General features: G+C 66.6%; 14 protein-coding genes. 12 read left to right on the forward strand and 2 right to left on the reverse strand.

The window, feature by feature from the left end; genetic code table 11:
* The first annotated feature begins 11 nt into the window (after window positions 1–11).
* The 5 genes from KHO41_RS15460 to KHO41_RS15480 all read left to right on the forward strand — a co-directional run bounded on the left by KHO41_RS15460 (window position 12) and on the right by KHO41_RS15480 (window position 5,560).
* Complete coding sequence (locus KHO41_RS15460; RefSeq protein ID WP_211954157.1) at window positions 12–1,205, forward strand: acyl-CoA dehydrogenase family protein; 1,194 nt, start codon at window positions 12–14, stop codon at window positions 1,203–1,205.
* A 62-nt stretch (window positions 1,206–1,267) separates the two neighbouring features.
* Complete coding sequence (locus KHO41_RS15465; protein ID WP_211954158.1) at window positions 1,268–2,512, forward strand: CaiB/BaiF CoA transferase family protein; 1,245 nt, start codon at window positions 1,268–1,270, stop codon at window positions 2,510–2,512.
* 45 nt (window positions 2,513–2,557) lie between these two features.
* Window positions 2,558–3,733 carry a CaiB/BaiF CoA transferase family protein gene (locus KHO41_RS15470; protein ID WP_211954159.1) on the forward strand — a complete coding sequence of 392 codons (1,176 nt, stop codon included), beginning with the start codon at window positions 2,558–2,560 and terminating at the stop codon, window positions 3,731–3,733.
* Entirely contained in the window at window positions 3,730–4,704 is a 975-nt protein-coding gene (locus KHO41_RS15475; RefSeq protein ID WP_211954160.1) for a tripartite tricarboxylate transporter substrate binding protein, read from the forward strand. The genes KHO41_RS15470 and KHO41_RS15475 overlap by 4 nt, the downstream gene beginning before the upstream one ends.
* Before the next feature lie 13 nt (window positions 4,705–4,717).
* Window positions 4,718–5,560 (forward strand): IclR family transcriptional regulator, encoded by an 843-nt coding sequence (locus KHO41_RS15480; protein WP_211954161.1) that lies wholly within the window; start codon window positions 4,718–4,720, stop codon window positions 5,558–5,560.
* A gap of 30 nt (window positions 5,561–5,590) precedes the next feature.
* Here KHO41_RS15480 and KHO41_RS15485 read toward each other — a convergent pair whose 3' ends face one another.
* Entirely contained in the window at window positions 5,591–6,016 is a 426-nt protein-coding gene (locus tag KHO41_RS15485; RefSeq protein WP_211954162.1) for a YybH family protein, read from the reverse strand.
* A gap of 234 nt (window positions 6,017–6,250) precedes the next feature.
* Between KHO41_RS15485 and KHO41_RS15490 the strand changes: the two genes are divergently transcribed.
* The 4 genes from KHO41_RS15490 to KHO41_RS15505 all read left to right on the forward strand — a co-directional run bounded on the left by KHO41_RS15490 (window position 6,251) and on the right by KHO41_RS15505 (window position 9,597).
* Window positions 6,251–6,724: an OsmC family protein gene (locus tag KHO41_RS15490; RefSeq protein WP_211954163.1), complete on the forward strand. Its 474-nt coding sequence runs from the start codon at window positions 6,251–6,253 to the stop codon at window positions 6,722–6,724.
* Between the two features lie 193 nt (window positions 6,725–6,917).
* Window positions 6,918–7,172 carry a hypothetical protein gene (locus tag KHO41_RS15495; protein WP_211954164.1) on the forward strand — a complete coding sequence of 85 codons (255 nt, stop codon included), beginning with the start codon at window positions 6,918–6,920 and terminating at the stop codon, window positions 7,170–7,172.
* A 302-nt stretch (window positions 7,173–7,474) separates the two neighbouring features.
* Window positions 7,475–8,659, forward strand: a complete 1,185-nt coding sequence (locus KHO41_RS15500) for a thiolase family protein (protein ID WP_211954165.1) — start codon at window positions 7,475–7,477, stop codon at window positions 8,657–8,659.
* A gap of 14 nt (window positions 8,660–8,673) precedes the next feature.
* Complete coding sequence (locus KHO41_RS15505) at window positions 8,674–9,597, forward strand: 2-dehydropantoate 2-reductase (RefSeq protein WP_211954166.1); 924 nt, start codon at window positions 8,674–8,676, stop codon at window positions 9,595–9,597.
* Window positions 9,598–9,615: 18 nt separating this feature from the next.
* On the opposite strand, the gene KHO41_RS15510 is transcribed toward KHO41_RS15505, so the two are convergent.
* Window positions 9,616–10,602 carry a tripartite tricarboxylate transporter substrate binding protein gene (locus KHO41_RS15510; protein WP_211954167.1) on the reverse strand — a complete coding sequence of 329 codons (987 nt, stop codon included), beginning with the start codon at window positions 10,600–10,602 and terminating at the stop codon, window positions 9,616–9,618.
* Between the two features lie 152 nt (window positions 10,603–10,754).
* On the opposite strand from KHO41_RS15510, the gene KHO41_RS15515 reads away from it, so the two are divergent.
* The 3 genes from KHO41_RS15515 to leuC all read left to right on the forward strand — a co-directional run bounded on the left by KHO41_RS15515 (window position 10,755) and on the right by leuC (window position 14,048).
* Window positions 10,755–11,558, forward strand: a complete 804-nt coding sequence (locus KHO41_RS15515) for a GntR family transcriptional regulator (RefSeq protein ID WP_211954168.1) — start codon at window positions 10,755–10,757, stop codon at window positions 11,556–11,558.
* Window positions 11,559–11,766: 208 nt separating this feature from the next.
* Window positions 11,767–12,648, forward strand: coding sequence for an isocitrate lyase/PEP mutase family protein (locus KHO41_RS15520; RefSeq protein ID WP_211954169.1), 882 nt, complete (start codon window positions 11,767–11,769; stop codon window positions 12,646–12,648).
* Entirely contained in the window at window positions 12,645–14,048 is a 1,404-nt protein-coding gene (gene leuC / locus KHO41_RS15525; protein WP_211954170.1) for a 3-isopropylmalate dehydratase large subunit, read from the forward strand. The genes KHO41_RS15520 and leuC overlap by 4 nt, the downstream gene beginning before the upstream one ends.

Below are 14,048 nucleotides of genomic sequence, written 5' to 3' on the forward strand. Positions count from 1 at the left end.
GGAGAACGAATATGGCAGAAATCATTTCCTCGTCCTACGCCGCGCGGCTCGAGCGCGAGCAGCACCTTGGCGAAGTCCGCGAGGCCGCACGCACGCTGGCGAACCGGTTCCCGCATGCGTACTGGCGCGAATGCGACAAGGAAGAGCAGTACCCGTGGGACTTCGTCAAGGCGTTCGCCGAAGCGGGCTGGATGGGCATCATGATGCCCGAGGAGTACGGCGGCATGGGCCTGGGCCTGACCGAGGCGGCCGTGATGCTGCAGGAGATCGGCGCGTCGGGCGCGGGCATGAGCGGCGCCTCGGCCATCCACTTCTATGTCTTCCCGCCGGCGCCGATCCTGCGCCACGGCTCCGAAGAGATGAAGAAGCGCTACCTGCCCGCACTGGCGCGCGGTGAATTGCTGATGGCATTCGGCGTGACCGAGCCGACGTCGGGCGTGGATACCTCGCGCATCCGCACACGCGCCGAGAAGAAGGGCGACCGCTGGGTCATCAACGGCCAGAAAGTGTGGAGTACGAACGCACAGAACGCAACCAAGTACCTGATCCTGGCGCGCACGTCGCCGCGCGACGAGAAGCGTCCGCTCGATGGCATGACGCTGTTCTTTGCCGACATGGACCGCAAGCACTGCGATGTGCGCGTGATCGACAAGCTGGGCCGTGCCGCGGTGGACTCCAACGAGGTCTTCATCGACGGTCTCGAAGTGCCGGAAGAGAACGTCGTCGGCGAAGTTGGCAAGGGCTTCTACTACCTGCTCGACGGCCTGAACCCGGAGCGCGTGGTGGTGGGCATGGAAGGCATCGGCATCGGCCGCGCGGCGCTGGACCTGGCCGTGGAATACGCGAATTCGCGCGTGATCTTCGACCGTCCGATCGGCAAGAACCAGGCCGTCGCGCATCCGCTGGCCGAGTGCTGGATGCGGCTGACGGCCGCCGAATCCGTCGCGCTGAAAGCGGCCGAACTGTACGACAACTTCCAGCCGTGCGGCGCGGAAGCCAACACCGCCAAGTACCTGGGCGCGGAGGCCGGCTTCCTGGCGTGCGATCAGGCGATGCAGACGCATGGCGGCTATGCCTACGCCAAGGAGTATCACATCGAGCGCTTGTGGCGCGAGGTGCGGCTGTTGCGCCTGGCGCCGATCTCGCAGGAGATGGTCTGCAACTACATTTCCAACAAGGTGCTCGGGCTGCCGAAGTCGTACTGAGGCAGGAAGCTGGCAGTTGCCCGGCCGCGAGGCGGCCGGGCCGATAACAAAAGGAGACAGCCGTGGCAGCAGAACAATCGCGCCCGCTGGAAGGCATTCGGGTCCTGGACCTGACCGTGGCGCTTGCCGGGCCGTATGGCTCGATGATGCTCGGTGGCATGGGCGCGGAAGTGATTCGCGTGGAAGCGCCCGGCGGCGGCGACATCGCGCGCACGAATCCACCATTCGTGGGTGGTCAGGGCATCCACTTCGGCAAGCGCGAGGATGACGAGGTATCGCTGACGATCCTGAACCGCGCGCGCAACAAGAAGAGCATCACGCTCGACCTGAAGTCCGAACACGGCCGCGAGCTGTTCATGCGGCTGGTCGAGGAATCGGACGTCGTGATCGAAAACTACAGCGAAGGCACGACCGCCAAGCTCGGGGTGGACTACGAACGGGTCCGCCAGCGCAATCCGCGCATCGTCTACGCGTCGATCAAGGCGATGGGCGAGCCGAGCGCGTTCCCCGGGCTGAAGGGCATGGACATCATCGTCCAGGCGCTCAGCGGCATCATGGAAGTGACCGGCTACGCCGACGGGCCGCCCACGCGCTGCGGCCTGCCGATTGCCGATCTGGTGACGCCGATGTATGCGGTCAACGGCATCCTGGCCGCGCTGATCCATCGTGGCCGCACCGGCGTCGGGCAGCGTGTGCAGGTGTCGATGCTGGACTGCCTGGCTTCGTGGGTGGCCGAAGAGCATTTCGACGTCATGGGGCGTGAGGGCTATCCGAGCCGCACTGGCAACTACCACGACCGGCTGGCGCCGTTCGGCGTGTACCAGACCCGCGACGGCCATGTGGCAATCGTGGCGTTCCAGCCGGACTGGATGCGCGGACTGCTCGATGCGGTCGGCCAGCCGGAACTGCTGGACGACCCGCGCTTCAGCACCCGCGGCCCGCGCATGCGCAATGCCAGCGAACTGAACGCGGTCATCGAAGCCTGGACCAGGCAGCACAGCACGCGCGAGGTGGTCGGCGAACTGCTCGACAAGCGCGGCGTACCGTGCGCGCCGGTGCGTACGCCGACACAGGTGCTGCACGACCGTCGCCTGCATGACAGCGGCGCGGTGATGGATCTGGTCCATCCCGAGTTCGGGCCGATCGGTGCGGTAGGCATGGGCCTGCCGATCCGCTTCTCGGCCACGCCCTCGCAGTTCGACCAGCCGGCCATGGCGCTCGGCGCGGCGAATGCGGAGATCTATGGCGGGCTGCTGAAGCTGAGTCCGCAGGAGATCGCGGCGCTCGAGGAAGTGGGCGTGGTTTAAGGCAGCCAGTGCCGAACCGCAAGCACCAACACAAGGAGACAGAAATTGGGACCGCTTCAAGGAGTGCGGATCGTGGAACTGGCAGGGATTGGCCCGGCGCCGTTCTGCGCGATGCTGCTGGCCGACCTCGGCGCGACCGTGATCCGTGTCGATCGCAAGGAGCCGTCGGGACTCGGCCTGTCGCGCCCGCTGCAGTTCGACCTCGTGCTGCGCAACCGCAAGTCGATCCGTGTCGATCTCAAGGACCCGGCTGGCCTGGAGTTGGTTCGCGCGCTGATCGACAAGGCCGACGCGCTGATCGAAGGCTTCCGTCCGGGCGTGACCGAGCGCCTTGGCCTTGGTCCTGATGCATGTCTGGCCCGTAATCCAAAGCTCGTCTACGGGCGGCTGACCGGCTGGGGTCAGGACGGGCCGCTCGCGCAGTCGGCAGGCCATGACATCAACTACATTGCGATCACCGGGCTGCTGAGTGCAATCGGACGGGCAGGACAGGCGCCGACGGCGCCGCTCAATGTCGTCGGCGACTATGCGGGCGGCTCGGTGTATGCGGCGCTCGGCATTGTCAGCGCGCTCCTGGAAGCGCGTTCGTCGGGCAAGGGGCAGGTCGTCGATGCGGCAATCGCCGATGGCGTTGCTTCGCTGCTGACCATCCAGACGGGCCTGCGCGCGGCCGGACTGGTCGGGCCCGAGCGGGGCACCAATCTGCTCGATACCGGCGCCCCGTTCTACGACACCTACGAATGCGCCGATGGCAAGTACATCTCCATCGGGCCAATCGAAGCGAAGTTCTACCGGCTGCTGCTGGACCGCATCGGACTCGATGCGCCCGAGCTGGCCAATCCCGAAGACCGTGCCAGCTGGCCCGCCGCGCGGCGCTTGTTTGCCGCCCACTTCAAGACCCGGACGCGTGCGCAGTGGACCGAACTGCTGGAAGGCACCGATGCCTGCTTTGCGCCTGTGCTGGACCTGGACGAGGCCGTTGCGCATCCGCACCTGAAAGCGCGCGGGACCTTTGTCGAGGTGGGCGGCGTCATGCAGCCGGCGCCGGCGCCGCGCTTCTCGCGCACGCGGCCGGCAGAACCGCGGCCGCCCGCCGCCATCACTGCGGAAAACGAGGCCGCCGCACTTGCTGAATGGTTCGCGCCAGACGAACTTGCCGCGCTGGCCGCCGCGAGCGCGGGCGGGGCCGCCAGACAAAACCAACTGGAGACTATGAAATGATTTCACGCCGTACCTGCCTGCTGTTGCTACCGGCGCTGCCGGCGCTGGCATCGCTGCCTCTGTCGGCGCGCGCGCAAACGTACCCGTCCCGCCCGGTGCGCTTTGTCGTACCCGTGAGTCCAGGCTCGGGCTCCGATATCGTGGCGCGCTACATGAGCGCGGAACTGTCGCGCTCGCTCGGCGGCACGTTCGTGGTCGAGAACCGCCTTGGCGCGAGCGGGATCATCGGCACGGATTTCGTGGCCAAGGCGCCCGCCGACGGCTATTCGATCCTGTTCAGCTATGCGGCGCACTACTCGAACCAATTCGTCGAGAAGACCCCATACGACGCGGTCAGCGACTTTGACCCGATCGCCAGGCTGGCCACGTCGGCCATGGTGCTGGTCACCGCCGCCAACTCCCCCTACCGCACGGTGCAGGACTTCATTGCCGCCGCGAAGCGCAAGCCGGGTGGCCTGTCCTATGGCTCTCCCGGCAACGGCACCACGGCACACATGGCCGCGGCGCTGATGAGCAGCAAGGCGGGTATCCAGATGACGCACGTGCCGTACAAGGCGCCGTCGCAGGTCGTGGTCGATGTCGCGGGCGGGCAGCTCGACGTGGGCTTCGGCGGCGTGGCGACATCGCTGCCGCTGGTAAAGGCCGGACGGCTGCGGGTGCTTGCCGTCACCAGCCTGCGCCGGTCGACCTACTTCCCGGATGCGCCGACCATGGACGAGGTCGGCCTGAAGGGCTATGAACTCGTGTCGCCGATCTGGGCGCTGGCCCGCCGCGGTACGCCGCCGGCCATCATCGCGCAGTTGTCCGATGCGTTGACGAAGGCCGCCGCGACGCCCGGCTTCAAGACGTTCTGCCATGAACAAGGCCTGGAAGTCGATATCCAGGATGCCGCGACGGCGCGCGCAAGAGCCCCGCTTGAACTGGAGCGGTGGAAGAAGCTCGTGGCACTGAGCCAGACGAAATCAGGCTGATTGGAGGAAAACCATGCTGCACACCAACGTTACCAGCGGCGCTGCCGGTCGGCCCGCCGTTGAAGCGGCCCGCCGTGTGGCGCCTCGACGTGACGACCGGCATGGCGATGCCCGGATTGTGCCGCTGGCCCGCGGACTCGCCATGCTGTCGACGTTCAGTCCGGAGCAACAGTGGCTCGGCAGCCAGGAGATCGCCGAGCGTACCGGCGTGCCCGCGCCCACGGTGTCGCGGATGCTCGCGTCCATGACCACGCTCGGTTACCTTCACTACGACAGCGGACGCCGCAAGTACCGGCTGGCGGCTGCGTCGCTGTCGCTCGGCTACGCCGCGATCGCGGATGCGGAGGCACCGGGGGCCGTCCGCGCCGAAATGCGCAGGTTTGCTGAGGGAACCGACACCTACATGATCCTCGGTACGCGCGACAAGCTCGATGTGAGCGTGCTGGAGACGCAGGTCGGCGAGCAGGCCGTGCTTGACCTGCAACTCAGCGCCGGCAGCCGGCTTGCGATCGCCTCGTGCCCGATGGGCTGGGCGTTGCTGGCAGCGCTGCCGGAGCAGGAGCGCTTCTATCTCGAGGATCATCTGGAGCGCCGCAGCGGCCGCGACTGGCCCGTGCTGAGGCGCCGCATGGCCGAAGGCATGTCGCAACTGCTGCGGCAGGGCTTCTGCACATCGCTCGCGGACGAGAAGGCAGGCCTGGTGTCGGTGGCCGTTCCCGTCCAGGTGCCGGATCACCCGCCGGCAGTGCTGGCGTGCGTGGGCCGAAGCGGCAGCATGCCTCGTGCGCGCGTCGAGCGCGATCTCGGCCCCCGCCTGGCTGACACGGCGCGGACGTTGCAGGGTATGCAGTGTTAAGCGCACCGCGCAACCCTTCAACCCTTCACGTCATCGGATAGGCGGAGCCTCCGGCGTTGGCGACACGTGGTGCTGGAGTATCTGCCACGCGCCTTGTCGCCTGGCCAGAATCCACGTTGCCCGCAGCGTCGACGACGTTGCGCTGCCATCAGCGAGTACGAAGCGGAAGTCGGCATGCCCCTGCATCAGCAGCGTATCGGGGCCGAGTTCGATCACGCACGGTTCCACCAGACTCATGTGCGCCGACCGTAGTGTCTCGGCATAGGAAACGAAGTAGCCCAGAATTGCCTGATACCCGACAGCATGGCCGGGCCTGCCGCCAAAGAACACAGCCTCTGGCGCGTACAGCGCTGCCAGCGCATCGGGATTCCAAGTGGCCGCCGCGGCATTCCACCGGTTCGCCACGTCATGCACGGTATCGTGGGTACTGGCGGGGGCTGCGTTGGCGCTAGTCATGTCTTCCGTCCTGATTCCTGATTCCTGATTGCCGTGGATTCATTCTGTCCGGCAGCAACCACCATATGCGGTCGTGCCGTAGTTCCATCGTAAGTCCGGATCGCGGGAGCGGGCGGTGTGCGACGCGCAAGGTTCCGTACAGTGGAAGCCGAGGCAGTCAGTTGGTCATCGTCATCCCACGATGGGGAATAATGAGGGACTGGCGCAATCACTGAATCGGCGGAGGACACAGACATGGCAGATCGAGAGCATCACTATCGGGTTTCGGTCGAGTGGACTGGCAACAAGGGCAGCGGGACGTCGGGCTACCGCGCCTATGCGCGCGACTATGTGATCCGCTCGGGCGCAAAGCCCGTCATCCCCGGCTCATCGGACCCGTCATTTCTCGGCGATGCGGCGCGCTGGAATCCGGAGGACCTGCTCGTGGCCTCCGCCGCGGCGTGCCACAAGCTCTGGTACCTGCATCTGTGCGCCGACGCGGGCATTGTCGTGCTTGCGTATGTCGATGATGCGGAAGGCACGATGATCGAAGCGCAGTCGGGCCGCTTCACAAGGATCGTCCTGCGGCCGCGCGTCACCGTGCGCGCGGGCGATGACCTGGAACTGGCAGCGCGGTTGCATCACGCCGCCCACGAACAATGCTTTATCGCCAACTCGCTCAATTTTCCGGTGCTGTGCGAGCCGACCTTCGAGCAGTCGCCCGCTTAGACCAAGCGTCGCGGTCCCGCTGTTCGGGCCGCCCCGACGCTTTGTGCGCCTGTTGGCCGTTGCCCACCAAAATCAGCCTCTGACAGGCCGTTGCCTACACCTGAGAGCGCGCGCAGTCGGTGGCATGGCATCTGCATAGTCAAGGGTGAACGTCGTATCCGCCGTTCGCTTTCCATGACTACAGGAGATTCCCATGTCCACGCTACTGATCGAAAACCTGCCCCGCGTCCTCGAACTGGACCGGGCTGCCCGTGCTGCCATCCGCGGCGGCGTTGCCTACATGCCTGCTTCCATCGCGGTGGGCGAGCCCGACCCGAACGGGCACCTGCCAGGGCCGTCGTTGCCTTCGATGCCACCGCTGCCATCGCTCCCGCCGATGCTGAAGCTGCCCGAGTTTCCGCCGGGATTCCCGTTCCAGCCCAAGCCGCCTCACATCGTGCCGCTGTAAGCACCTGTCCCTCCTCGGTTGCCTGGACGCGTCAAGCGCCGGGCAGCAGAGCGACCGCACCATGGACATCGTCTGGAGTGCCTGGCCAAACCGGCGGGGCACCCGGGCGATGTCCATGCTTCTTCCTGCGCCACGGAACTCCCGAAACTTCTATTGCTTTCATGTTGAAAGTTAGGCTAGAGTAGTTACTAGCATAATGCTAGTTGATGGGTGGCCGAACTGACGCTACCGCTGTGTCAATGCGCGCAGGTGCCGCTTGTGGCGCCGGCAACCGTCGTCGATGTCCGTAGGAGGGCAGTTTCATGAGTACGCGCGAAGTCGTGTTGTGTCACCCCGTCCGCACCGCGATCGGTGCATTCAACGGCACTTTGAAAGGCACGCCAGCGGTTGAGCTTGGGGCAGCGGCAATCGCAGAGTCGCTCCAGCGTTCGGGTATCGATGCCGGCCGCGTCGGCAGCGTGGTGTTCGGCAACGTGATCCAGGCCGGCAACCGGATGAACCCCGCACGGCAGGCCGCCATCCGCGCGGGCTTGCCGGTATCCGTCCCGGCCATGACCGTCAACCGCGTGTGCGGGTCCGGTGCGCAGGCCATTGCCACCGCCGCGGACGAGGTCAGGCTCGGCTATGCCGATGTCGCGGTCGCCGGCGGCATGGAGAACATGGACCGCGCGCCGTACCTCGTGCCGTCCGGCCGCTGGGGGCAACGCATGGGCGATACGGTCATGCATGACAGCATGCTGTTCGACGGCTTGCAGGATGCGTTCTCCGGCCAGCACTCGGGCTGGCATACCGAAGAACTCGCCACCCGCTACGAGCTTAGCCGCGATGCCCAGGACCGCTGGGCCGAGCGGTCGCAGCAGCGCTTTGCAAGAGCGCAGGAGCAAGGCCGGTTCGCGTCGCAGATCGTTGAAGTCGCCGTGAAGGCCAAGGGCGCTCCGGCCGCGTTCAAGGTCGACGAGGCCAATCGTCCCGATACCACGCTGGAGACACTGGCGCGACTGAAGGCGGCATTCCGTGAGGGGGGGACGATTACCGCCGGCAACGCACCCGGCATCAACAGTGGCGCCGCCGCCATGCTCGTGGCCGAGCGCGCCTTTGCTGAAAGCCAGGGCATGAAGCCGATGGCAAGGCTGGTTGCCTACGGTGTCGGCGCGGTGGAACCGGGCTTGTTCGGGCTTGGCCCTGTTCCTGCCGTGCGCCAGGCGCTCGAGCGCGCCCGCTGGACGCTCGGCGATATCGAGCGTATCGAGATCAACGAGGCCTTCGCTGCCGTGCCGCTCGCAGTCGCGGCCGAGCTAGGCCTGCCGCACGACATCATCAACGTGGACGGCGGTGCCATTGCGCACGGGCATCCGATCGGCGCGACCGGTGCGGTGCTGACGACGCGGCTGCTCTATGCGATGCAGTCGGATGGCATCCGGCGCGGCATTGTCACGCTGTGCATTGGCGGCGGGCAGGGCATTGCGCTTGCCATCGAATCCCTCTGAACAGGCGAGACCTAATGAAGATACTTGTGCTAGGTGCCGGCGCCATGGGTGGTTACTATGGCGCACGCCTGATCGAGGCCGGCGCTGATGTCACGTTCCTCGTGCGTGCGGGACGTGCTCAAGCGCTGGCGGAACATGGACTGGTCGTACGCAGCGCGCTTGGTGATTTCAAGCGCGCCGTGAAGACGGTGCAGGCGGGGGCGGTCAGGCCCGAGTACGACCTCGTGCTCATGGCGTGCAAGGCCTATGACCTCGAAGACGCCATGTTGGCGATTGCCCCGGCCGTGGGCAGTGACACGGCCATCTTGCCGCTGCTCAACGGGATGTCCGCCTATGACCAGCTCGACGCGCGCTTCGGCAGGAAGCGCGTGCTTGGTGGCGTGTCGTACATCGCGACGACGCTCGCTGACGATGGGACGGTCACCCACGCGGGCAGCCACGACAGGCTGATCGTCGGTGCACGGGCCCCGGAAGCGCAAGATTTTGCCAGCGCGCTCCATGAGCAGCTTTCCCGGTCGGCAGGCACGCGCGAACTGTCATCCGACATCGTCCAGGAACTCTGGAACAAGTGGGCGATGATCGCCGCCGGCGCGCTGATGACCTGCCTGATGCGCGGCAACGTCGGCCAGATCATGCATACGCACGACGGCAGGAGCCTGACGTTGCAGGCGATTGCGGAGTGCGGTGCTGTCGCGGCACTGAGCGGCTTTCCGCTGCCCGAGGCTGTCGCGAGTGCTGTCAGCAGCCGGCTACTCGATGCATCGTCGACCTGGGCCGCCTCCATGATGCGCGATATCGCACAAGGCAAACGCCAGATAGAGGCCGATGCGATTGTCGGAGATCTCGTCGCGCGTGCGGCCGTGCTCGGGCATGAGGTGCCGTTGAGCCGCATTGCCTATTGCCATCTGCAGGTCTATCAGGGCCAGCACGCTGCATAACGGGTTTGCCCCGCGCGGTTACTCCAGCGGGTACTGGCGGATCAGGTCGCGGATCCTCTCATCGTCGCTGCGCACCTGCTGCGCGAATTCCGCCGGGGAGTTGACCACGGGCTCGGCGCCCGCCGACGCGATCGTCTTGCGCACATCCGGGTCCTTCACCGCTTCGCGCAAGGCGGCCACGATGCTTTCCGACACGGCCGCGGGCGTGCCACGCGGCGCGAACAGACCGAACCACGTCACGGACTGGAACTGCGGGAATCCCGCCTCGGCAGTGGTTGGCACCTCGGGCAGCGCGGCGGCGCGCGTGCGGCCCTGCGTGGCGAGGATCCTCAGCGTGCCCGCCTTGTAGTGGGGCAGGGCAGCGGTGATGCCGGTGAAGGCGAGATTGACGTTGTTGGCGATCAGGTCGGTCACGATGGGCCCGGTGCCACGGTAGTTCACCAGGATCAGGTTGGGAATGCCCGCTTCGGCCGCCAGTTGCTTGCCGGAGATGCGCGCGGTGCTCTCGCCGCTCGCGAGCGAGCACGGCTGAGGCGCCGTCCGGCAGTAGCGCACCAGCCCGGACAGCGTGGTCACCGGCAGCTTCGCGCTGGCCACGATTGCCGCGGGCGATTGCGAGATGGCCGTGACCGGCTGCAGCCGCGCGAGCGGATCAATGCCTTTCGATCCGGGAAGGTGCTTGGTGGCCACGATGGACGGTACCTGCAATAGCAGGGTGTAGCCGTCCGGGCGCGCGTCCATGACCTTGCGTGTTCCGATCAGCCCATCGGCGCCGGGCAGGTTCTCCACGACGACGGGCTGGCCCCACATCGCGCCGAGCTGCTTTGAGACCGCACGCGCCGTGGCATCCGTGCCGCCGCCCGCCGCATAGGGCACGACGATCATTACCGCGCGGTCCGGCTTCCACGCTGGTTTCTGCGGCTGCTCCGCCATCGAGGCCGACGCCACCATCGAGATCATTGCGCCGGCCATCCATGCCGTGCGGCCCATACGTTTGCTGTCCATGCTGTCTCCTTGGCCGCCGCGCCATCATGGCGGCGTCGTATCCGGTTTGTTTTAGTGTTTATATAGTAATAAACACATTATATCTAAGTCAAGCGGGCGCCGGACGACTGCCGTCCTTGTGCTATCCTCGCCACGTCCCGCACATCACTGCCATGTCCACTCAGGTTCGCCCTCAGACTCCCGCCATCGGCCGCAATGCCGGTACATCGCTGCATCGGCAGGTCTTCAATGTCCTGCGCGACGAGATCGGCCGCGGCGTCTACGCCGGCACCGGCGCGCTGCCCAAGGAAGAGGCGATCTGCGAGCGTTTCGGCGTTTCGCGTATCACCGTGCGCCGTGCGCTGGCAGACCTCGCGGCGCAAGGGCTGGTGGAACGGCGGCACGGCCTGGGGACGTTCGTCACGGAGCAGACCGCGGGCCGGCAGGCGCCGAGCCTCAGCCTCGTGGATAGCCTGCGCAAGGCGGCCCAGGACACGCAGGTCAAGGTGATCGAAGTGAGCCAGGCCGAGGCGCCGCCCGATATCGCCGCGCAACTGCAGCTCGCACCCGGTGAACGTGCGCTGCATGCGCTGCGCCTGCGCAGCATGGACCGCCGACCCGTGATGCTCACCGACGCCTGGATTCCGGCTGCGATGAGCACGGGCGTCTCCGCCGCTGCGCTGAGGAAGCACGCGCTGTACGAGTTGCTGATGAACCAGGGCGTACGCTTCGGCAGCGTCGTGCAGGAGATCTCGGCGCAGCTCGCGGATCCCACGCTGGCCGGCCTGCTCGATCTCGAAGTGGGCGCGCCGCTGCTCAAGCTGCTGCGCCTGATGCACAACCAGGCCAATGAGCCGGTGCTGCACATTGCCATCTACCTGAGCCCGGAACGCAGCCGAATCCTGATGGACTTCCAGGGCGACAACGTCAACACGCTCGTTACCGGGCAAATCGTGCACGACCTCGGCACGCGCTGAGGTCGGCGCTTTTTTCTACCGGCGCGCCGTCTGGTGCGCTGTTCTTCCCCCTCTTCCCGCCCTTTCTTCCGCTACGTCCCTGGCGACGCAATAAAGTCTTTGACGCTCGCGCACAGTTGTATTTAGAATATAAACACATAAACACGTGAGCTGATCGGGATCGCGTACCAGCCAGCTCGGAGACAACGCATTTTCCACAGGATCGTCAATGCATCCCACGCAAACCTTACGTCAACGCCTCGCCGCGCCCGGCATGCTGGTGGCGCCCGGCGCCTATGACGCCATCGGCGCCCGCCTGATCGAGCAGGCGGGCTTTGCCGCGTGCTACATGACCGGTGCCGGCACGTCCGCCGCGCGCGGGTTTCCCGATTTCGGCCTGCTGTCCATGAGCGAGATGGTCGACAACGCGGCGGTGATGGCGCGTTCGGTGTCGATCCCGCTGATTGCGGATGCCGACACGGGCTACGGCAACGAACTCAATGTCACGCGCACCGTGCGCGAGTATGAGGCGCGCGGTGTGGCGGGGATTCATATCGAGGATCAGGTGGAGCCCAAGCGCTGCGGCCATCTCGACGGCAAGGAAGTGGTATCGCGCGAGGCCTTCGTCTCGAAGATCCGGGCTGCGGTCGATGCACGCCGCACTGCGGAGTTCGTCATCATCGCGCGCACCGATGCGCGAGCGATGCTCGGCATCGATGAAGCGATCTGGCGCGCCAATGCGGCGCTCGAAGCCGGTGCCGACATGGCTTTCGTTGAAGCGACGCAGAGCCTGGAGGAAGTGGCACTGGTGCCGCGGGCCGTGCGCGGGCCATGCCTGCTGAACGTCGTGCCTGGTGGCCGCACGCCCATTACCGATCTGCGCGAGGCCGAAGCGATGGGCTACAAGCTGGCGATCCTGCCTGGCCTGATGCTCAAGGCCACCATCGAGGCCGGCGACGCCGCTCTGGCCGCGCTCAAGATGACGCATATGGCGCCGACGGTCACGGCCAGCGTGGCCCAGACCTTCCGGCGCTTCGGCGCGGACGAGTGGGACAACCTGCGCCAGCGCTTCAATGCCGGCGCGCGCGCCACGCACGGGGAGCAGCCATGACTCCGCGCACGCTGTTCGACAAGGTCTGGGACGCGCATGTCGTCCGCGACCTCGGCGATGGCTGGGCGCTACTGCATATCGACCGTCATCTGCTGCATGACCTTTCCGGGCCGCCGGCGCTGCGGGACGTGGCCGCGCGCGGCCTGAAGCTCCACGATCCGTCGCTGGTGTTCTCGACACCGGACCACGCCGTGTCCAGCCAGCCGGGGCGCGATGGCCACACCTTCGCCCTTGGCGGCAGGCTGTGGGAAGGCCTGCGCGCGGGCTCCGCCATGGCGGGGATCACGATGTTCGACCTCGGGCAGCCGGGGCAGGGCATCGTGCATGTGATGGGCCCCGAGCTTGGCATCGTGCTGCCCGGCCTGACCGTCATCTGCGGCGACAGCCACACCTGCACCAACGGCGGCCTCGGCGCGATGGCCTTCGGCGTCGGCACATCCGAAAGCACGCATGCGTTGGCCACGCAGACGCTGCGGCAGCAGAAGCCGAAGCGCATGCGGATACGCTGCGACGGTGAACTGGCTGCCGGCGTGACGGCGAAGGACCTGATCCTTCATATCATCGGCAGGCTGGGCGCGGCCGCTGGCGTTGGCTACGCGATCGAATTCGCCGGCTCGGCGATTCGCGCGCTCGACGTGGAAGCGCGCCTGACATTGTGCAATCTGGGCGTGGAGCTTGGCGCGCGCTTCTCCATGGTTGCGCCCGACGAGAAGACGATCGAATGGATCCGCGGGCGCCAGTACGCCCCCGCGGGTGCACAGTTCGAGCAGGCCGCCGCATGCTGGCGCGGGCTGGCCACCGACGAAGACGCGGTATTCGATCGCGAAGAGTACTTCGATGCCGCGGCGGCGGTGCCTACCGTGACGTGGGGCACGAGCCCCGAACACGCAATTCCGGTCGATGGCGCGATTCCCAGCGTCGACGACACGGCCGACGCGGCGCAGCGCGAGGCCATTGGCGCTGCGCTTGACTACATGGGCCTGCAGCCCGGCACCGCGATCGCCGGCACACCGGTGGACTGGGTGTTTATCGGCTCGTGCGCCAACTCGCGGCTCTCGGACCTGAGAGCGGCCGCCGCTGTCGCCAACGGGCGGCGTGTGGCGCCGGGCGTCACGGCCTGGGTGGTGCCTGGTTCGGAAAACGTGAAGCGCGCCGCCGAGGCAGAGGGACTGCGCGAAGTCTTCGAGACAGCAGGCTTCCAGTGGCGCGAGCCCGGCTGCAGCATGTGCGTAGCCGCCAATGGCGAGCAGGTGCCACCGGGCAAGCGATCCGTGTCGACGTCGAACCGTAATTTCGTCGGACGCCAGGGGCCGGGTGCGCGCACCCATCTTGCGAGCCCCGCCATGGCCGCCGCCGCGGCCGTGACGGGCTGTATCACCGATGTGCGGAGCCTGGCATGA

This window comes from Cupriavidus numazuensis (assembly GCF_905397435.1).
Classification (GTDB): domain Bacteria; phylum Pseudomonadota; class Gammaproteobacteria; order Burkholderiales; family Burkholderiaceae; genus Cupriavidus; species Cupriavidus numazuensis.

Coding starts and splice junctions, on each gene's coding strand:
- KHO41_RS15460 (WP_211954157.1), top strand. CDS start 12: ATGGCAGAAATCATTTCCTCGTCCTACGCCGCGCGGCTCGAGCGCGAG.
- KHO41_RS15475 (WP_211954160.1), top strand. CDS start 3,730: ATGATTTCACGCCGTACCTGCCTGCTGTTGCTACCGGCGCTGCCGGCG.
- KHO41_RS15480 (WP_211954161.1), top strand. CDS start 4,718: ATGCTGCACACCAACGTTACCAGCGGCGCTGCCGGTCGGCCCGCCGTT.
- KHO41_RS15485 (WP_211954162.1), bottom strand. CDS start 6,016: ATGACTAGCGCCAACGCAGCCCCCGCCAGTACCCACGATACCGTGCAT.
- KHO41_RS15490 (WP_211954163.1), top strand. CDS start 6,251: ATGGCAGATCGAGAGCATCACTATCGGGTTTCGGTCGAGTGGACTGGC.
- KHO41_RS15495 (WP_211954164.1), top strand. CDS start 6,918: ATGTCCACGCTACTGATCGAAAACCTGCCCCGCGTCCTCGAACTGGAC.
- KHO41_RS15500 (WP_211954165.1), top strand. CDS start 7,475: ATGAGTACGCGCGAAGTCGTGTTGTGTCACCCCGTCCGCACCGCGATC.
- KHO41_RS15505 (WP_211954166.1), top strand. CDS start 8,674: ATGAAGATACTTGTGCTAGGTGCCGGCGCCATGGGTGGTTACTATGGC.
- KHO41_RS15510 (WP_211954167.1), bottom strand. CDS start 10,602: ATGGACAGCAAACGTATGGGCCGCACGGCATGGATGGCCGGCGCAATG.
- KHO41_RS15515 (WP_211954168.1), top strand. CDS start 10,755: ATGTCCACTCAGGTTCGCCCTCAGACTCCCGCCATCGGCCGCAATGCC.
- KHO41_RS15520 (WP_211954169.1), top strand. CDS start 11,767: ATGCATCCCACGCAAACCTTACGTCAACGCCTCGCCGCGCCCGGCATG.
- leuC (WP_211954170.1), top strand. CDS start 12,645: ATGACTCCGCGCACGCTGTTCGACAAGGTCTGGGACGCGCATGTCGTC.